The organism is Streptomyces sp. T12 (assembly GCF_028736035.1).
Lineage (GTDB): Bacteria > Actinomycetota > Actinomycetes > Streptomycetales > Streptomycetaceae > Streptomyces.
Genome location: NZ_CP117866.1, coordinates 6,600,727 through 6,617,628, shown reverse-complemented (window position 1 = coordinate 6,617,628; position 16,902 = coordinate 6,600,727). Strand labels below are relative to the sequence as shown.

The window sequence follows — 16,902 nt, the reverse complement described above, 5'->3', positions numbered from 1 at the left end:
CAAGGTTCACTGGGGGAATCAACGTGAACATCATCAAGCCCGCCGCACTCCTCGTCGCGGCCACGGCACTGATCGCCGGCTCCACGGTCGCGGCATCCGCCGCCACCGCCCCGGACGGCACCCGGGTCACCGGCGGCTACCAGCCGGACGGCACCCGGGTGACCAGCACCCAGCAGGTCGCCGACCAGGTTCTCGCCGGGAGCCCGAAGCCGCTCCAGGTCTCCGCCGACAAGGTCACCTACGACGGCCTCACGGTCACCGCCGCACCTGACGGCCGGATCGGCACACGGGACCTGGCCTGCGGCTACGGCCACCTTTGCATGATCGTCAAGGGCCAGAAGTTCGACTTCTACAAGTGCCAGACGTGGAACCTCACCAACTGGACCGGCGACGGCCCGTTCACCAACAACCAGACGCCCGGCACGGTCGCCAAGTTCTACAACAAGGACGGCAGCGTCCGCTGGACGTCGACGGCGTACGAGGCCGGCACGGCGACCTGGGACCCGATCTGGTCCCTGCGCCCGTGCTGACCTGACACCACCGGCGCCACCCGACCGCGCGGTCTCCGGCTCCCTCGGGGGAGGGCCGGAGGCCGCACTCCTGTCCACACAGTCCCCACCTCCGCTCCCGAGACCTTCACAGACTCGCCGGGGCGCGAGGAAAGCTTCGCGGAAGTTCATGTATGTCCCTTACCCTCCCCTTCGTTGGACTGGGGGAGGGTGGCCCTCATGGAATCGGGCGAGGGGACGAGTCCATGTACAGCGTCATCGTCGTGCCGCCGGCGTGCGGCAACGCAAACGAACACATCAGGATCGCCACGGGTGAGCGGATCGCCTTCGGCAGGGCCGAGACCGCCGACGGCCTGACCATCGCACACGAAGGGGTGCCCCGGGTCGCGGGCGAGGTCGAGGCGCACCGGAACTTCTGGCTGCTGAGCAACCTCAGCGAGGACCAGACCTACGTGGTGGAGAACCCGGAGGGCGCGGGCGAGCACGTCAAGGTCGGGCCGGGGCGGGTGGACGCGCCCGTGCCGTTCGAGTTCTCGCGCGTGGTCCTGCCCGCGGCGGGCGATCTGCTCGCCTTCGACGTCTGGGCACCACGCCACGCCTTCCGCAGCGTCGCGCGCACCGGGCTCTCCGGAGCTCTCACCGCCCCGGCGTTCGCCCTCGACCGCACCAAGCGGTACTTCGCGGTCCTGACCGCCCTGTGCGAACCCCGCCTGCGCGGCGAGCTGCACGCCCCGCTGCCCGCGGTCGAGCAGCTGGTGGAACGCCTGCGGTCGGTCTGGCCGACGGTCAGCAGGTCCGCGGTCTACTGGAACATCGACTATCTGGCCCTCAAGCTGCGGCTACGGCCCGGCCCGGACACGGCCGAGCCCGGACAGCGCATCAACGGCAAGAAGGAGTCCCTGGTCTCGCTCGCGCTCCGCTTCGACCTCGTCCGCGAGGACGACCTGGTCGTGCTGGCAGCGGCGCCGAGCGAGGTGGCCGGATGACCGGGCAACAGCCGTACGCGGTCCCCGTACCGAAGGGCTACCGGGTCGGGCGCTGGGAGGTACGCGAGCCTCTCGCGTCGGGCGCCTTCGCGACCGTGTACGCGGGCAGGCCGACCGGCGAGGCCGACCAGGCGCTGCCCCGCCGGGCCGCCCTGAAGTTCCTGCCGACCGGTACCCGCACCCCGCGCCAGCTGCGCCATCTGCGCGAACTGGCCGAGCGGGAGGTGGAGGTGCTGGGCCGCCTGCGCGCCCCTCGCCTCATCCGCATGTACGACACGCTGACCGTCGACGACCCGGACCACCCGGAGCTGGACGGTGCCACCGTCATCGTCCTGGAGCGGGCCGAGGGCTCCCTGGACGCCGTACTGGAACTCACGCCGAAGCCGGAGTCGGGGCCCGCCCTGCTCGCCCAGATCTGCGAGGGCCTGCACCAACTGCATCACGCGGGCTGGGTGCACGGGGACCTGAAGCCTGCCAACGTGCTGCTGCTGAAGGACGGTTCGGTACGGCTGGCCGACTTCAACATGGCCGCTGAGTTGCAGGGCACCCATGCCTACGCGCAGGCGTTCGCCACCCCGGACTACACCCCGCCGGAACTGCTCTGGCCCGAAATCGACGAGCGGGGCACGCGCACCCGCCCCTCCGCCGACATCTGGGCCTTCGGCGTGCTCGCCCACGTCGTACTGACGGGGCGGTTCCCACTGCCGGGCGGCACACCGGACGCGCGCTGCGACGCGGCGACGCGGTATGCGCGCGGTGCCGAGGAACTGCGCCTGTCGCCCGAACTCCCGGACGCCTGGCGGGAGATCGTGCAGCACTGTCTGGGCCGTACGCACACCGACCGGATCGACACCGAGACCCTGCTGCGCCGCGCGGAGCAGGCCGCGGGTGCCGCCCGCTCGGCCCGCCTTCCCCGCCTGCGACCCCGGCGGTGGCGGGGACCGGTCCTGGTCGCGGCGCTCATGGCGGTGGCCGTCCTGGGAACGGCTGCGGGTGTGAGGTACTACATGCGCGAGACGCCCGGGGAGAACGTTTTCGTCGTGAGCCAGGGGGTCCCGACGACCGCCACCTGCGAGAAGCCCCTGGTGTACGAGGACCCCCAGCACGGCTTCGGCTACACGGCGGGCTGGAGCATCACCTGGGACGCAACCATCAAGCAGGGGGACGACGGCGACTGGGTCTCCGCAGTCAGCGAGGCACAGTGCCTGCTCAAGCACCTGCACGGCATCACGAAGGTCGGCGAGGTGGACGGCGACTTCGGCCCTCTGACGCACGCCGCCGTGGTCACCTTCCAGAAGCGGGCCGGGCTGGACGCGGACGGAGTCGTCAGCCCCGGTACGTGGCAGGCGCTGCGCAAGGCCACGCAGGACTAGCCGACTGATCGGCTGTTCCCGGACGTCCGGATCGCCGTCGGCCCGCCGGTCATCATCCGGCGGGCCGCAGTCGAAATCAGTGGGCCCGCATACCCGTCGACGCAGCAGGGCTCGCGAACTGGAACTTGAACTTGGTGCCATCCTTGACGTCGCTGGCGATGACCTTCCACTCCCCCGCCGTGGTGGTCTTGTATGCGCTCTGGCAGTAGTCGAGCCCCCCGCCGCTGGCGTAGAAGCAGACCTTCACCTTGCGGCTGGTGTTCGTCTTGATGTTGATGTCGGCGCAGTTGTCGGTCGCGAAGTAGAGGGCACCACTGCTGGGCTGGAAGTTGGCGCCCTCCGGCTTGCTGTAGCCCCACGCGTTGCCGTAGCAGGACTGGGCAACCACCTCTCCCTCCGTGGCCGCGCCGGCAGTGGTGGCCGTGCTGCCGATGAGGCTGCCGCCGGCGAACACACCGGTGACAGCAACTGCGACAAACCTCTTGCGGATGTTCATGGGAAACCCCCGTTGTCGATGCCTTGCGGCGCCATGTCCTTACCTGTGGGCCTCGTGCGGCGCGGCGCCCACGATGGCGGACCGGGAAGGGACGGAGAACCTGGAACTTTTCAGGTTCACTCCGTCTTCCACACCCGTCAGAGTGCTTTGCGGGAACCACTCAGCACATCAACGGGGGAGGACCATCCATGTCTGCACGCAAGCGGTTCATCGCTCTCGCCGTGACCGGCGCCGTCGCCGGCAGCGGCCTGATCGCCACCACCGCCGGCACTGCCGGCGCGGTCACACGGGGAGACGTGGTGGCGCAGTCCTGCTATGGAAGCGCCGATGACTACACCAAAGCCTCGGGCACGCAGATCTACCCGAACTACCCCACGTTCTTCTACCTGAAGACGAGCAGCAATTGCGCTGACATCAACATCAAGACCGACACGAACCGCTACGTCAAGGTCTGCTTCCTTACCAGCGGCGGCGGCACGTCCTGCCAGACCGATTACAAGCTCGCCACAGCAGGCAACTGGAGGGTGATCGCCACGAACGTCAAGGACGGCACCGAGTTCCAGTTCCACTTCAGGAGCGACGCCAAGTCGACTGGTCATTGGGCAGCCTGAGCTGCGGCCACCCGAGAATCTGAAGGAAATCATGCTGAAGAAAATCGCCGCCGCCGTTTCAACCGCCACCCTCGCGGCAACCGGTCTCGCCATCACGGCCTCCTCCGCCGAGGCCGCCTCGTACCCGACGTGCAACAGCTCCAAGAAGCACTACATCTCCTCCACGCGCTTCGTGGTGCAGCCGTACTACACCGGCACCGGCTCACGGGACTGCGTGATGGGCTACGGGGCCCTGTCCTCGGGAGTGACACGCCTGCAGTTCGCCATCAACGACTGCTACAACGGCATCTCCAACATCGCTACGGACGGCAGGTACGGAAGCGAGACGAGGAATGCCGTGAAGTACGTCCAGGAGCAGACGGACGGCGACGCCACGGTGGACGGGGTGTACGGCCCGGAGACCCGCAAGGCCATGTACTGGGGCGTGTACATCGACGGACACGGCTTCTACGACTGCCAGAAGACGCAGGTGTGAGGGCGGCGAACCAACGGCTCGACCGCCCCTTGATCCCGGCCCTCGTCCGAGCCCGGTCAGATGGCGGTGGCGCGGTCCGAGGGAGGCAAGTGGTAGCCGGTCTCCTCCTGGATCTGCCGGGCCTGGGCGGCGTGGCGGGCCGCCGCTGTGGAATTGCCCTTGGCGTGCCCAATGGCAGCGAGTGCCGTCAGTGCGCGGCACTCGGCCGGGCGCAGCTCCAGTTCCCGGGCGATGGTCAGGGCGAGTTCGGCCTGGTCCGCCGCGGTGGCGGTGTCGCCGGCGGCCAAGTAGACGCGGGCGAGGCCGATATGGGCCTCGGCCTGCTGGTGGCGGAAGTCGCAGCGGCGGGCGATGCTGCGGGCTGCTTCGAGGTTCGCGGTGGCCCGGTCCAGGCGGCCGCGCAGGCGGTCCACGCTCGCCAGCGTGATCAGGCAGTCCGCCTCGTTGGGCGCGTCATTGACCTCGCGGGCACTGTTCAGCGCCTGCTCGGCGAGGGTGTGGGCCAGGTCGATCCGGCCGGTGTCGCGGTGGACGCGGGCGAGGATCTCGTGGGCTGTGGCCACGCTGGGGCGGTGCTTGTGGTCGGAGCAGAGTCGCAGCGCCTCACTGCCGTCAGCCAGCGCCTCGTCATAGTGGCCCAGGGCGTGCTGGGCGATGGCACGGTTGACCAGCACGCTGATCGTGAGGGAGCCGTGCCCGCCCTCCAGGAAGGTCTCCATCGCCTCGGTCGTGCGGTCCAGTGCCAGGTCCAGCTCGCCGAGATAGGAGTGGATCAGGCCGAGGACATTGAGCCCACGCCCCACCCCCACCCGCCGGTCGAGGCCGCGGGACATGGCGACGCTCTTCTCCTGCCAGACGAGTGCCTCGCGCATCCGGCCCTGCTGCCCGTGATGGAGGGCCAGGTTGTTCAGCATGGCGGCCTCACCGGAGGCGAATTCGGCGCGCCGATAGCCCTCCAGCGCGCTGTGCAGGGCTTCGAGGGCGGCCTGCGGGTCGCCGGTGTGCTGGCGCAGGAGGAAGAAACTCTGCTGCATGGACGCCTGGCCCAGCAGCGCACCGTCACGTTCGGCCGCGCGCAGCCCTGCCGTGGTCACGACCTCCCACTCGCGCAGATGCCGCCGACGGTAGAAGTACGGGCGCAGCTGGTCGGCCAGCTGCCAGGCGATCCGGTACGGGCCCGTCCGGGCGGCGTGGGTGATGACGGCCACCAGTCCCGCGCGTTCGTTCTCCAGCCATGTGAGTGCCTCGTGCCGGTCGGCGAACCGGTCGGAGGTGGCACGCGGTCTGGGCAGCTGGATGCTGCCGACGTACCCGAAGGCGGTGGCGGCGTCCGTCGTCGCCAGACACCATGCGCACAACCGCTCCCAGGCCGCCGCGTGGTCGGGGTCCCGCTCGGCGTGCTCCGCCGCGTACAGCCGCAGCAGATCATGAAACTGAAACCGCCCGGCAGCGGTGCGCTGGACCAGCCCGGCGGTGGCGAGCTCGTCCAGCAGGTACTCGGCGACGGACGGCTCGGCGCACAGCAGGGCCGCGGCAGCCTCAGTCGTGAAATCCGGACCGGGGTGCAGCCCGAGGAGGCCGAACAGGCGTGCCGTGTCCGGGGCAAGGGCCGCGTGGGAGTGGTCGAAGGCGGTGCGCACCGCGGCCTGGCGGTCGCCGGCGATGGAGAGCTTGGCCAGCCGGCTTCCGTCGGCCAGCTCGTCCGCGTACGCGGCCAGTGAGCGGCCGGGGCGGGCTGCGAGGTTGGCGGCCGCGATCCGCAGGGCCAGCGGCAGGCGCGCGCACAGGTCAGCCAGTCGCGCGGCCGCTTCCGGCTCCGCCCCCACCCGCTGTTCGCCCAGCACTCCGGTCAGCAGGGCGTCCGCCTCGGCCGGTTCGAGCACCTCCAGCGGCACGATGTGGGCGGCATGGCTGGCGGTCAGGCCCCGCAGGTCGGGGCGGCTGGTGACCAGGACGGCGACCCCGGCGGTGCCCGGCAGCAGCGGCCGTACCTGCTCGGCGTCCGCGGCGTCGTCGAGGATCAGCAGGACGCGGCGGTCGGCCACTCTGCTGCGGAAGGCCGCCTCGCGGTCCTCCAGCGCCTCCGGGACCGAGTCGACGTGCTGGCCGGAGGCACGCAACAGCCCCGACAGCACCTCGGCCGGGTCGCGCGGCCGGTCGGCGGTGCCCAGCAGCCGTACGTACCACTGGCCGTCGGGAAAGGCCCGGCGCAGACGGTGACCGAGGTGCACCGCCAGCGCCGTCTTGCCCACCCCGGGCGACCCGGACACGACGACAGGCAGCGTCTCGGGGGCGGTCAGCAACTCCTCCAGGCGCTGGACGAGATCGTTCCTCCCGGCGAAACCCGGTATGGCGAGGGGTAGTTGGCACTGGACGGTCCAGGTCGCCGCGGTCGGCCGCCGGACGTCGGCCGGGGCGGTCGGCGCGCTCAGCTCCGCATCCCCGCTGAGGATCGCCTGGTGCAGGCGCCGCAGCTCCTGCCCCGGGTCGATGCCGAGTTCCTCGGTGAGGGTGGAGCGGATGTGCCGGTAGTGGGCGAGGGCGTCGGCCTGCCGGCCGGAGCGGTACAGGGCGAGCATGTACTGGGCGGCCAGCCGCTCGTCCAGCCGATGGGCGGCGCTTCGCTCGGACAGCGTCGTCAGCAGTGCGGCATGGTCGCCGAGCCGCAGCCGCCGGTCGGTGCAGTCCAGCTCCGCGGCCAGCCTCTCCTTGACCAGGGCATCGCGGGCCGCGTTGAACCAGGGGGTGTCCATCTCGGCGAACGGCGCTCCCCGCCACAGCGCCAGCGCCTGCCGGAACAGGGCCACCGCGCTCTCGTCGTCGGCCGCCTGGCGAGCCTGGGTGAGCAGATGGCGGAACTGGTGCATGTCCACAGCCAGTTCGTCGACGGCAAGCGAGTAGCCGCCCAGCCCGCGGGCGAGGGGCGCGATCCGGCCCGGCAGCAGGCGCCGCAACCGGGAGACGTAGCCGTAGAGGGTCTCCTTGGCGCGCTGCGGCGGACTGTCTCCCCACACCCGGTCAACCAACTGCCCCACGGACACTGGCCGGTTGGCGTCGACGAGCAAGGCCGCGAGGACGACCCGCTGCCGGGCGGTCCCGAGATCCACCGGCCCCGAGACACCCCGCGCCTCGATGTCGCCGAGCAGTCGAAACTCCATGACCAGTCCCCCGTACGCCGTGCCCGGCCGCCAGTGGAAGCGGTACTCGGGTAACCGCTTTCACCAGGGAATTCTAGGTAGCTGCAAGGCCTGTGCACGACTGACGGTTCAAGATGGGGCCAGTTGGGCACGGCGAGCGGTGCGGTCCACCCCCGCGCCGCCGCCCCACCCACGTACTCCGGCGAGACGGGGACGGGAACCCTGAGAAGTTGCAGGTACGTCCTCCGGTCGCGTCCGCAACCATCGCCCCGTGCCGTCTCTTGTCTTGGTGTGAGTTCGCGTCACGAACGCAACACGGGGGAGGAATACAAGCGTGCAGAGCATCATCGTCGTGCGCATGGGCAGCTCAGGTCCGGACGGCCAGCCACGCCTGCCAGGGGGCCGGCTGCTCAGGCTGGGGCTCTTCGGGGACCCCACCGGACCGGCGTTCGCCCTCGACCGCGCAAAGAAGGAATCGCTGGTCTCGCTCGCGCTCCGCTTCGACCGGATCCGCGAGGACGTCCTGTGCGTCCTGGCCGTAGCCGAGAGCGAGGTGGTCCGGTGACCGGGCAGCCGTACGTCGTCCCCGTCCCGAAGGGCTACCGGGTGGGCCCGTGGGAGGTGCGCGAGCCGCTCGCATCCGGCGCGTTCGCCACCGTCTACACGGCCCGGCTGGCCGAGGACGGGGACCCGGAGCTGCCCCGCCGGGCCGCCCTGAAGTTCCTGCCCACTGGGACCCGCACGCCGCGCCAGCTGCACCATCTGCGCGAACTGGGTGAGCGCGAGGTGGAGTTGCTGGAGCGCCTGCGGGCGCCCCGCCTGATCCGCATGTACGACACCCTGACGGTCGACGACCCGGGGCACCCGGAGCTGGACGGCGCCACCGTGCTCGTACTGGAGCAGGCCGAGGGCTCCCTGGATGCCGTACTGGAGCACTCGCCGAAGCCGGAGGCGGGCCCCCTCCTGCTGGCCCAGATCTGCGAGGGCCTGCATCAACTGCACCACGCCGGCTGGGTGCACGGCGACCTGAAACCCGCCAACGTTCTGCTGCTGAAGGACGGTTCGGTACGGCTGGCCGACTTCAACATGGCGGCGGAGCTGCAGGGAACGCACGCCTACGCACCCGCCTTCGCCACGCCCGACTACACCCCACCGGAGCTGCTGTGGCCCGAGGTGGACGAGCGGGGCACCCGGATCCGTCCGTCCGCCGACGTCTGGGCCTTCGGCGTCCTCGCGCATGTCGCCCTCACGGGCTCCTTCCCGTTGCCCGGCGGCAGCACGGAGGCACGCGCCGACGCGGCGACGCGCTACGCGCGCGGCACCGAGGAGTTGCGCCTGTCCCCCGAACTCGCCGAGACCTGGCGGGAGATCGTCCGGGACTGTCTGGCGCCCACACACGCGGAGCGCGTCGCCCGGGTCCCCGACACCAGGGCGCTCCTGCGCCGGGTGGAAGAGGCGGCGGGCACCTCCCGCTCGGCCCGTCTGCCGAGGTTGCGGCCCCGGCGGTGGCGGCGTCCGGTGCTGGTCGCGGCACTCGTGGCGACGGCGCTGCTGGGCGCGACGGCGGTGACGTACGCACTGCGCGACGACGCCTCGACCACCGCGTCGGCACCGCCCACGTGCGAGAAGCCGGCGGTGTACGAGCACGAGAACCACGGCCTCGGCTACACCGCGGGCTGGAACGGCACCTGGGACTTCACCATCAAGCAGGGCGACGGCGGCAGCCAGGTCCGCGAGGCCCAGTGCCTGCTCAGGTACCTGCACGGCATCACCGAAGTCGGCGAGGTGGACGGCGACTTCGGTCCACTGACGCATGGCGCGGTCGTCACGTTCCAGAAGCGTGCGGGGCTGGACGCGGACGGGATCGTGGGGGCGAAAACGTGGAGCGCCCTGCGGAAGGCCGGGGAGAACTGACACCTCGACGCCGCCACCGGTGACCGCAGGGTGCGGCGCGGTCGCCACATGAGCTCGGTAATTGCAGTGATCTCGGGCGCCACCAGAGGGAACATACGTCCTAAAGTCCCGAAGTCCGCAAGTCCCGAAGTCCCAAAGTCCGCAAGTCCCGAAGTCCCGAAGTCCGCAAGGAAGGTTCACACGTGAGACCGACCCGTACCGCCCTGGCCCTCGTGGCAACCATCGCCCTGGCTCCGGCGCTCCTGCTGGCCGGCCCGGCCTTCGCCGCCGAGTCGACCCCGTCGTCCGCCGCGACCGTGGCGACCGCCTCCGACGCGGCCGGCTCCAGCGTCGACGAGATGTCCGACGACGACGTCCGGGTCGCGATCGCGCGCATCATCGCCGACCCCACCACCGGTAAGGCCGTCTACGCAGCCGCACAGGCAGCGTTGGACGGCACCATCGAGGACCAGCGGTACTTCCTGGAGACAGGCCGCTGGATCGCACAGGCCGAGGACGACCGCGTCGCCATCGCCCGCATCCTCTTCACCGCCACGCAGAACGGCGACAAGGCGGTCGTCAGGGAGGCCGACAAGGCCCTCGACACCAACACGCCGGAGGCACTGCGCGCCTTCCTCGAGACCGGCTACCGCCTCGCCCAGGCCGAGGACGACCGCGTCGCCGTCGCCCGCATCCTCGCCGACCCGACGATCAGCGACGCGCTGCGGGCCGCGGCGGAACAGGCCATCGACGGCACGCCGGAGGAACTGCGGTACTTCCTCGAGGTGGGGCAGTACGAGGTGGACGGCTAGGTCCCGTCTCGCGCCGCGCCGTGCCTCGGGCAAAGCATCGTCGTCTGTCCGGAACGATCCTTACCCTGCCCTTCGTTGGCGGGGTAAGGATTGCCCTCATCGATCGGGGGAGGGGGACGGGTCCGTGCACAGCGTCATTGCCGTGCCACCGGCTTGCGCCGGACCTGACGACCGGATCAGGATCGCCACAGGTGAACGGCTCGCCTTCGGCAGGGCGGAAACCGGCGGCGGTCTCACCACCGCCCACGAAGGGATGCCCCGAGTTTCCGGGGACATCCCCGCGCACCGGCACTTCCGGCTACTGAGCAGCCGCAGTGAGGACCAGGCCTACGTGATTGAGAACCTCGAGGGCGCGAACGCCGGAGGAGTCACTTCCTGTTCACATCGGCACCTTGCTGCAGTCCGACTTGGTCGAGCCGGGGTTGAGGAAATGGAACTCCAGCGCCTCGGCCGTGTTCGGCCCGTAGATCCCGTCCGCAGTTACTCCGGCGCTCCGCTGGGCCGCCTCGAGGGCGTCCCGGGTCTTCGGGCCGAACTCGCTGTCCACCGTGATGTTCTGGCTGTAGCAGTACTTGAGCGCCCGCTGAAGCGCCCAGACCGCACGCCCGGATGCACCCTGGGACATGGTGCAGTCCCGCTCGCCGTTGTGGGTGGGCACGTAGCCGGTCCAGTAACCCTCATTCGCGGTGTACGTCGTGGACTGGTTGCACCAGCCGGCGGCCGCGGCCGGCGAGGCAGTCGCTGCGCCGAGACCAAGTCCTGACAGCAGGACAGCGGCAGACGCCAGTCCGGCCTTGGCACGTCGTGTGCGTATGCGCATGGTTCCCCCTTCGTCGCCGCACTACTGCTGCGGCGTGCGTTCGTGTATGTCCGAGGATCGCGTGGGCGCATCGCACGTCGTGCGATGCGTACCCGGAATTCCCTGGTGAGGACGGTTCCTTGAGAGCCTGTGAAACCCCTCGTTGACCCCGTAGTGCCGTTGCTTGGCTGGTCATGTGCTCACCCTGGAAGCGTGCAGGTAAGTCTGGAGGACTTGCACTTCGTCGCGTACCTATAACCTTTCAGGACTGATGCGGCGCACCCGCTGCTCCGTTCTCCGGGACAGCGACGCACAGCCCGGCCGGACCCGCGTTCCTGCGCTTCGGCCGCAGCGGCATGCAGACCTTCTGCGACACGCTTTAGCAGGCTCTCTTCGTGACCGCCTGCTGGCCGCACTGCTGAATCTGCGCCATCGCACCACTCTTGACGTGCCGGCCCCTGGTTCGGCGTGGACCGCTCCACCATCACCCGGCCCATCGACGAGGTCCGGTCCCTGCCTGCGCAACGGGGTTGCACTGTTGCGCAGGCACCCGACTACGCACTCCCGCCAAGGTCATCGAGCACCGGGGCGGCGGCGAGACAGGAATCATCGACGGGACGGAGATCCGTATGCGCCGCCCGGGCTGCAGGTCGCAAGGACCGGGACAGGTTTCGTGTCCGGCAAGGCGAGCTTGGCCGGGGGGCCGTCTGCTGCTCGACGCGATCGCCCGACGCTGGGGCGTCTGGCTGACACCCGCCGGAAAAACCGTGTGGTGCGAAGTTCTCCACAGCCCGTGAAGAGGTCTGTCTACCCGAAACGTTTCAGGTTCCACCCGACTTGCGGCGTCACCAGACTGAGGCAGGGAGACAACACCTCGGCCAAGCGCCGCAACACGGGGAGTCGGAACACATGACCATCAACACGACACTCAGGCACATCGGCATCGGCATCGCCTCGCTGGCCATCGCGAGCACGGCATTCGCAGGCACCGCGCACGCCGAGGAGGTCTCCACCAGGGCCTCGTCAGACTGCCCGAAGGGCTGGCTCTGCGTCTGGTCCGGCGACAACTACACGGGCCGCATGCAAAAGGTCCAGGACGACAACACAGACCTGTCGCAGTACACGGTCTTCGCCAACGGCTCACTCTCGGGCTTCAACAACGGCAACAGCTGTGACGTGAAGATCTACGCCGGCAAGAACTACACCAACCTCATCACCACGGTGAAGCGTGGACACAAAGGCACTGGGGCGACGAACCCCGTCAAGATCCTCTCCAACAAGTGGGTCAACTGCAGCTGACGGCACGGACACAGATGAATCGGGGAGATCTCTTGCGTACAGCACGGAATCGATTCGGACTGATCATCGCGGGCGCAGCTCTCGCGGGCACCGCTTTGACCAGCTACGGCCAGGGCGGCGGTACGGATGCCGGGGCCAGGACAGCGCTCATGGCCAATGACCTGACGGACGTACAGGTGATGACCAGCGCACCCTGCAAGGACCGCCACGTCATCTTCACCGTCGACGGCACTCCTTACCACGGCTTCGACTACAGCAAGGCGATGGAGACCGTCATCTCCAAGGGCTCGCAGGGCAACATCGTCAAGGAGGCCCAGTGCCTGCTGGAGTACGTCAAGTGCGCCCCGGGCACGGTGGACGGCATCTTCGGTGACAAGACCAGGGCCGCGACGATCCGCTTCCAGGAGAAGAACGGCCTGAACGCCGACGGCTCGATCGGCCCGAAGACCTGGCCGAAGCTGCGCGCCTTGGAACCCAAGACCTGCTGAGCTGCGAGCCCTGGCCAAAGGCCGACAAGGCGGGAGATGGAAGCATCCAAGACCATCCACCACGAGCTGTCGCGGCTGATCGCCCGGCAGGGGTGGATCGGTGTCTCCATCGACGAGTTCTACGGCGGGATGGGCGTCGACCATGTGGCCAAGACCCCGACGGCCCGCCGCGAGGCGACGAGTACGTGGTCACCGGCCGCAAGGTGTACGTCGGCGACCTCCACGGCGTCTCCTTCGGTGAGTTGGTCTACGAGAACGTACAGGTCCCGGCCGCCAACCTGCTGGGCGAGGAGGGCGACAGGGTCTGCGTCACGTACTCGTCCAGCGTTCTGTACGGGCGGGCCGACCTGACCGCAGTCCCTGTGGGCATCTACCGGGCGATCGTGCAGGAGACGACGTCGTTCGCGGCCGTGCGGCAGCTGTACGGCAAGCCGCTCAGCGAACTGGACTCGGTGAAGCAGAAGCTGGGCCAGATGCAGTCGAACCTGATGACGGCCACAGCGGTCGCCTCCCACGCGGTGCACCTGCTCGACCATGCCTGCCGTGCGACGGCCAGCTGATGAACGCCAAGCTCGTGGGCGTCGAGTCCAGCCTGGACACGGCCTGCCTGGCCATGGAAGGGCATACCGCGTGCGGCCTGTTCACCGACCGGCCGATCGAGCGCTTCCTCCGCGATGCCCACCACATCTACTCCCCCACCGGCAATTCCGAGATGCCCCGCCGCGACCATCGCGCCGAGGATGAGCCCGGCCAGACAGACGAGGCCGATCAGAAGACCGACGACGCCCACGAAGCCGTATCCGGTCCAGGTCACCACGATGTCGTACGGGTCCATGCATCCGCATGCCGGCATGCCGCCACCCCTCCTGGAGCCGGAGAGGCCTGGCCGACCGTACTCCTCTTCCGCGGCGCTCCTGCCGTACCTAGAACTTTGCAGGTTCCCCCGGACACCGGCCTCGCTGACGATGGCCACGCCACAACGGCACGGAAAAGGAAACGGGGGAAGACATGAAGCACTTCTGCGGATCCCGCACGGCGGCGGGTGCCATCGCCGGTCTGACGCTGCTGTCCGGTCTCGGCCTCGGCGTCGCCACGGCGGCGCCGGCCGCCGCGTACGCGGGCTACTGCAACGACGGCTACGCGACGGTGTTCAGGAAGCTCGTCGGCGACAACACCTACACGGCGTATCTGCCCGGCTACAAGGCGAACATGGACTGCACGATGGGCAGCGGAGCGCAGAGCAAATCAGTCGCCATGCTCCAGCGCTCTCTGAACGTCTGCTACGGCGACGACCTGGGCTTCAGCCTGAAGGTTGACGGGATCTTCGGCTCCAACACCAAGAACGCCCTCGCAGCCGCTCAGCGCGATGAGGACATCACGGGCGACGGCGTCTACGGCAAGGACAGCCGCACCCACCTGAAGTGGGAGTTCACCCGCGACACCACGACTCGCTGCGCCCGGATCTGACCATGAAGGAGACCCTCATGCTGCGCACGAAGGCCGGCCTCGCAGCCGGCGCGACACTGCTGGCCGGACTCGGACTGGCCGGTATCACCGCCACTCCGGCCAACGCCGCCACCCACTGGTGCAACAAGACGATGGGCGATTTCATCGGCGGCGGAAACGGCCACGAGCTGGCCCAGATCCCCGCCTACAACAGCACCTTCGACTGCATCACCGCCGAGGGGGCTTCCGGCTCCCACGTGAAGGCGATCCAGAACGCACTGCGGCACTGCCACGGGCGGACCAAGGTGGAGGTCGACGGCCACTTCGGGCCGATCACCGAGGCGGAGCTGATGAAGGTTCAGGCCGCTCTGCACCTGGAGGACGACGGCGTGTATGGCCCGAAGACCCGCGACAAGCTGAAGTGGCGCAGCAGCAACGGCCATTGCGCCACCCTCCCGTAGCCGAGCATCCGCCGAGGCCGCCTCGTACCCCACGTGCAACTGCGTGATGTCCCGCGTGTACGGGCCGGAGACCCGCAAGGCCATGAAGTGGCCCCTCTTCAAGGGAGGCAGCGGCTCGGTCCAGGGCTGCTCGCGTCTGGGCGTCTGATGCGCGGCCGCGGTGACCATCACGTTTCCACCGCTCACCGCGGCCGTCCCGGCGGTACCCAGTGCCCCCGTTCCCGGCCTTGGGCCACTCCCCCACCCCACGCGATAGCCTCGCATCAACTGGCGTGACGCCCGTGGACATTGGGGAAGAGCAGCACTCGGGGGATTGATGACAGACCAGCGGCCGCCCAGGCCGTCGAACACCCCGGCGACCGGCGACGCCGCCCTGCAGCAGGCGGGGGCGGCACCGCTCCAGCCGCCGGATCCGGGGCGCATCGGACCGTACGTACCGCTCGGACTACTCGGCACCGGCGGCATGGGCCGGGTCTACCTCGCCCGCCCCGCCGACAACACCCTCGGCCTCGCCGCCGTCAAGGTGATCCGACCGGAGTACGCCGAAGACCCACGGTTCCGGCGGCGCTTCGAGCGGGAGGCCTCCGTGCACGCCCGGGTCCACACCCCGCGTGCGCCGCAGCTGCTCGGCACCGGGTTCGACGACACGCTGCTGTGGATGGCGACGCAGTACGTGCCCGGCCTCAACCTCGCCGACGCCGTGCGCGACTGCGGCACGCTGGCGCCGGCCGGCGTGTGGCGGCTGGTGGCGGACCTCGGGCAGGCCCTGTCGGCGATGGCCGCCGCCGATGTCGTACACCGGGATCTCAAGCCGTCCAACGTGATCCTGTCCCCGCAGGGCGCGCACGTCATCGACTTCGGCATCGCGCAGGCCGCCGACAGCAGCGCGATCACCTCGACCGGGAGCAGGGTCGGCACGCCCGCCTTCATGGCTCCGGAGTATCTGCGCGAGGGACGGTGCGACACCGCCTCCGACGTCTTCTCGCTCGCGGGGAGCCTGATCTACGCCGCCACCGGCCACGCCCCCTTCGGGGACGGCACCGGCGTCGACGTGATGCACCGGGTCGCCTTCGAGGAGCCCAAGCAGGAGATCATGGCCGAACTCTCGGCCGGGGACCCCGCATTGGCCGCTCTCCTGTCCGCCTGCCTCGCCAAGGACCCCGCGGGGCGACCCGCCCCAAGGCAGCTCACCGACGCCGCCACGGCCGCCGGCCACAGTCGCGCCACCGTCTGGCACGAGCCGCTGAGCGCCCGGCTGCTGGCCCGGGGGCAGGCCTGCGACGTACTGGAACAGGTCGCCGTTCACGAGACCGTCCAGTTGCGTGCGCCGGCACAGCAGCCTGCGCCTCCCGGCACCGCGTTCGGACCGTCTGCACCGCCCTCCTGGCAGCACGCCACCCCCATTCAGACCCCGGAGCCGGAGGACGGCGGCCGTCGGAAGAAGCGGAAGGCCTACCTCGCCGTCGCCGCCGGCCTCGCCGTGTGCGCCGTCGCCGCGGGCGCCTTCTTCCTCACCCGCCCGTCCCTCGACGAAACGGCCTCGGCCGCACCGACGGCAGCCGGCAGCACCGCCCCCGACGACGCGCACGCCTCTGCCCTCCCCAGCTCCTCCGCCTCGCCCTCCGGCGACAAGGACAAGGAGAAAGGCGAGGGGAAGGGGAAGGAAACCAGCCCGGGGAAGGCGGAGGCCGAGAAGTCAGAAGGCCCTGACGCATCCGACGGCGGCGCAGGCGCACCCCAGTCCACTCCCACCGACGAAGCCTCCCCCACCTCCGACGGCGACGACAGCGGCGGTGGCAGCAGTGGCGGCAACGCCCCGACCGCCACCCCCACCAAGACCGCCACGACACCCGCCACCCCGCCCTGGATCTCCCAGTGCACGTACTACTCCGGCACCGAACTCACCGACTACGGCGACAAGGGCCAACGCGTCGTCCAGGTGCAGTGCATGCTCACCAAGCGCGGCTACGGCGTCGGCAGCGCGGGCGTGGACGGCGAGTTCGGCAGGGACACCGAGTCCGCGGTCAAGCAGTTCCAGAGCGCCAAGGGACTTGAGGTGGACGGCCAGGTGGGTCCCAACACCTGGGCAGCACTGCGCAGTTCCACATGACGCAGGG

At 69.7% G+C, this 16,902-nt stretch carries 15 protein-coding genes and 2 pseudogenes; 14 read left to right on the top strand and 3 right to left on the bottom strand.

Translation table 11 applies throughout. The features are described from left to right. The first annotated feature begins 23 nt into the window (after positions 1-23). The 3 genes from PBV52_RS29945 to PBV52_RS29935 all read left to right on the top strand — a co-directional run bounded on the left by PBV52_RS29945 (position 24) and on the right by PBV52_RS29935 (position 2,868). Positions 24-530: a hypothetical protein gene (locus PBV52_RS29945; RefSeq protein WP_274242582.1), complete on the top strand. Its 507-nt coding sequence runs from the start codon at positions 24-26 to the stop codon at positions 528-530. A gap of 224 nt (positions 531-754) precedes the next feature. Continuing rightward, on the top strand, positions 755-1,495 hold the full coding sequence (locus tag PBV52_RS29940) for an FHA domain-containing protein (protein ID WP_274242580.1): 741 nt from the start codon (positions 755-757) through the stop codon (positions 1,493-1,495). After that, complete coding sequence (locus tag PBV52_RS29935; protein ID WP_274242578.1) at positions 1,492-2,868, top strand: serine/threonine-protein kinase; 1,377 nt, start codon at positions 1,492-1,494, stop codon at positions 2,866-2,868. Before PBV52_RS29940 ends, PBV52_RS29935 begins: the two co-directional genes overlap by 4 nt. Before the next feature lie 76 nt (positions 2,869-2,944). On the opposite strand, the gene PBV52_RS29930 is transcribed toward PBV52_RS29935, so the two are convergent. Further along, entirely contained in the window at positions 2,945-3,364 is a 420-nt protein-coding gene (locus tag PBV52_RS29930) for a hypothetical protein (RefSeq protein ID WP_274242576.1), read from the bottom strand. Positions 3,365-3,552: 188 nt separating this feature from the next. Between PBV52_RS29930 and PBV52_RS29925 the strand changes: the two genes are divergently transcribed. Continuing rightward, complete coding sequence (locus tag PBV52_RS29925; RefSeq protein WP_274242575.1) at positions 3,553-3,975, top strand: hypothetical protein; 423 nt, start codon at positions 3,553-3,555, stop codon at positions 3,973-3,975. Positions 3,976-4,006: 31 nt separating this feature from the next. Continuing rightward, positions 4,007-4,450, top strand: coding sequence for a peptidoglycan-binding protein (locus PBV52_RS29920; protein WP_274242574.1), 444 nt, complete (start codon positions 4,007-4,009; stop codon positions 4,448-4,450). 56 nt (positions 4,451-4,506) lie between these two features. Here PBV52_RS29920 and PBV52_RS29915 read toward each other — a convergent pair whose 3' ends face one another. Then, positions 4,507-7,608: a BTAD domain-containing putative transcriptional regulator gene (locus PBV52_RS29915; protein WP_274242573.1), complete on the bottom strand. Its 3,102-nt coding sequence runs from the start codon at positions 7,606-7,608 to the stop codon at positions 4,507-4,509. A 445-nt stretch (positions 7,609-8,053) separates the two neighbouring features. Here PBV52_RS29915 and PBV52_RS51850 point away from each other — a divergent pair. The 3 genes and pseudogenes from PBV52_RS51850 to PBV52_RS29900 form a co-directional block, all read left to right on the top strand. Then, positions 8,054-8,152 (top strand): annotated as a pseudogene (locus PBV52_RS51850) (FHA domain-containing protein); the annotation flags it as partial. Then, entirely contained in the window at positions 8,149-9,501 is a 1,353-nt protein-coding gene (locus PBV52_RS29905; RefSeq protein WP_274242571.1) for a serine/threonine-protein kinase, read from the top strand. The pseudogene PBV52_RS51850 and the gene PBV52_RS29905, both read left to right, overlap by 4 nt. A gap of 182 nt (positions 9,502-9,683) precedes the next feature. After that, positions 9,684-10,292 carry an ALF repeat-containing protein gene (locus PBV52_RS29900; RefSeq protein ID WP_274242570.1) on the top strand — a complete coding sequence of 203 codons (609 nt, stop codon included), beginning with the start codon at positions 9,684-9,686 and terminating at the stop codon, positions 10,290-10,292. 379 nt (positions 10,293-10,671) lie between these two features. On the opposite strand, the gene PBV52_RS29895 is transcribed toward PBV52_RS29900, so the two are convergent. After that, positions 10,672-11,112, bottom strand: coding sequence for a peptidoglycan-binding protein (locus tag PBV52_RS29895; RefSeq protein ID WP_274242569.1), 441 nt, complete (start codon positions 11,110-11,112; stop codon positions 10,672-10,674). Between the two features lie 888 nt (positions 11,113-12,000). Between PBV52_RS29895 and PBV52_RS29890 the strand changes: the two genes are divergently transcribed. The 6 genes and pseudogenes from PBV52_RS29890 to PBV52_RS29865 all read left to right on the top strand — a co-directional run bounded on the left by PBV52_RS29890 (position 12,001) and on the right by PBV52_RS29865 (position 16,895). Beyond that, the gene (locus PBV52_RS29890) at positions 12,001-12,390 is read left to right on the top strand and encodes a peptidase inhibitor family I36 protein (RefSeq protein ID WP_274242568.1); all 390 of its coding nucleotides are present in this window, start codon (positions 12,001-12,003) and stop codon (positions 12,388-12,390) included. Positions 12,391-12,422: 32 nt separating this feature from the next. Continuing rightward, positions 12,423-12,878, top strand: a complete 456-nt coding sequence (locus PBV52_RS29885) for a peptidoglycan-binding protein (RefSeq protein ID WP_274242567.1) — start codon at positions 12,423-12,425, stop codon at positions 12,876-12,878. An 18-nt stretch (positions 12,879-12,896) separates the two neighbouring features. Continuing rightward, a pseudogene (locus PBV52_RS29880) lies at positions 12,897-13,593 on the top strand (acyl-CoA dehydrogenase family protein); the annotation flags it as partial. Between the two features lie 293 nt (positions 13,594-13,886). Beyond that, on the top strand, positions 13,887-14,345 hold the full coding sequence (locus PBV52_RS29875) for a peptidoglycan-binding protein (RefSeq protein WP_274242566.1): 459 nt from the start codon (positions 13,887-13,889) through the stop codon (positions 14,343-14,345). Positions 14,346-14,362: 17 nt separating this feature from the next. After that, on the top strand, positions 14,363-14,785 hold the full coding sequence (locus PBV52_RS29870; protein WP_274242564.1) for a peptidoglycan-binding protein: 423 nt from the start codon (positions 14,363-14,365) through the stop codon (positions 14,783-14,785). A 316-nt stretch (positions 14,786-15,101) separates the two neighbouring features. Beyond that, complete coding sequence (locus PBV52_RS29865) at positions 15,102-16,895, top strand: serine/threonine-protein kinase (RefSeq protein WP_274242563.1); 1,794 nt, start codon at positions 15,102-15,104, stop codon at positions 16,893-16,895. Positions 16,896-16,902: the final 7 nt, after the last annotated feature.

What these genes read in the sequence shown, in the direction of transcription:
- PBV52_RS29875 (WP_274242566.1), top strand. Translation starts at nt 13,887, where the DNA reads ATGAAGCACTTCTGCGGATCCCGCACGGCGGCGGGTGCCATCGCCGGT.
- PBV52_RS29895 (WP_274242569.1), bottom strand. Translation starts at nt 11,112, where the DNA reads ATGCGCATACGCACACGACGTGCCAAGGCCGGACTGGCGTCTGCCGCT.
- PBV52_RS29940 (WP_274242580.1), top strand. Translation starts at nt 755, where the DNA reads ATGTACAGCGTCATCGTCGTGCCGCCGGCGTGCGGCAACGCAAACGAA.
- PBV52_RS29870 (WP_274242564.1), top strand. Translation starts at nt 14,363, where the DNA reads ATGCTGCGCACGAAGGCCGGCCTCGCAGCCGGCGCGACACTGCTGGCC.
- PBV52_RS29935 (WP_274242578.1), top strand. Translation starts at nt 1,492, where the DNA reads ATGACCGGGCAACAGCCGTACGCGGTCCCCGTACCGAAGGGCTACCGG.
- PBV52_RS29865 (WP_274242563.1), top strand. Translation starts at nt 15,102, where the DNA reads ATGACAGACCAGCGGCCGCCCAGGCCGTCGAACACCCCGGCGACCGGC.
- PBV52_RS29920 (WP_274242574.1), top strand. Translation starts at nt 4,007, where the DNA reads ATGCTGAAGAAAATCGCCGCCGCCGTTTCAACCGCCACCCTCGCGGCA.
- PBV52_RS29890 (WP_274242568.1), top strand. Translation starts at nt 12,001, where the DNA reads ATGACCATCAACACGACACTCAGGCACATCGGCATCGGCATCGCCTCG.
- PBV52_RS29925 (WP_274242575.1), top strand. Translation starts at nt 3,553, where the DNA reads ATGTCTGCACGCAAGCGGTTCATCGCTCTCGCCGTGACCGGCGCCGTC.
- PBV52_RS29930 (WP_274242576.1), bottom strand. Translation starts at nt 3,364, where the DNA reads ATGAACATCCGCAAGAGGTTTGTCGCAGTTGCTGTCACCGGTGTGTTC.
- PBV52_RS29915 (WP_274242573.1), bottom strand. Translation starts at nt 7,608, where the DNA reads ATGGAGTTTCGACTGCTCGGCGACATCGAGGCGCGGGGTGTCTCGGGG.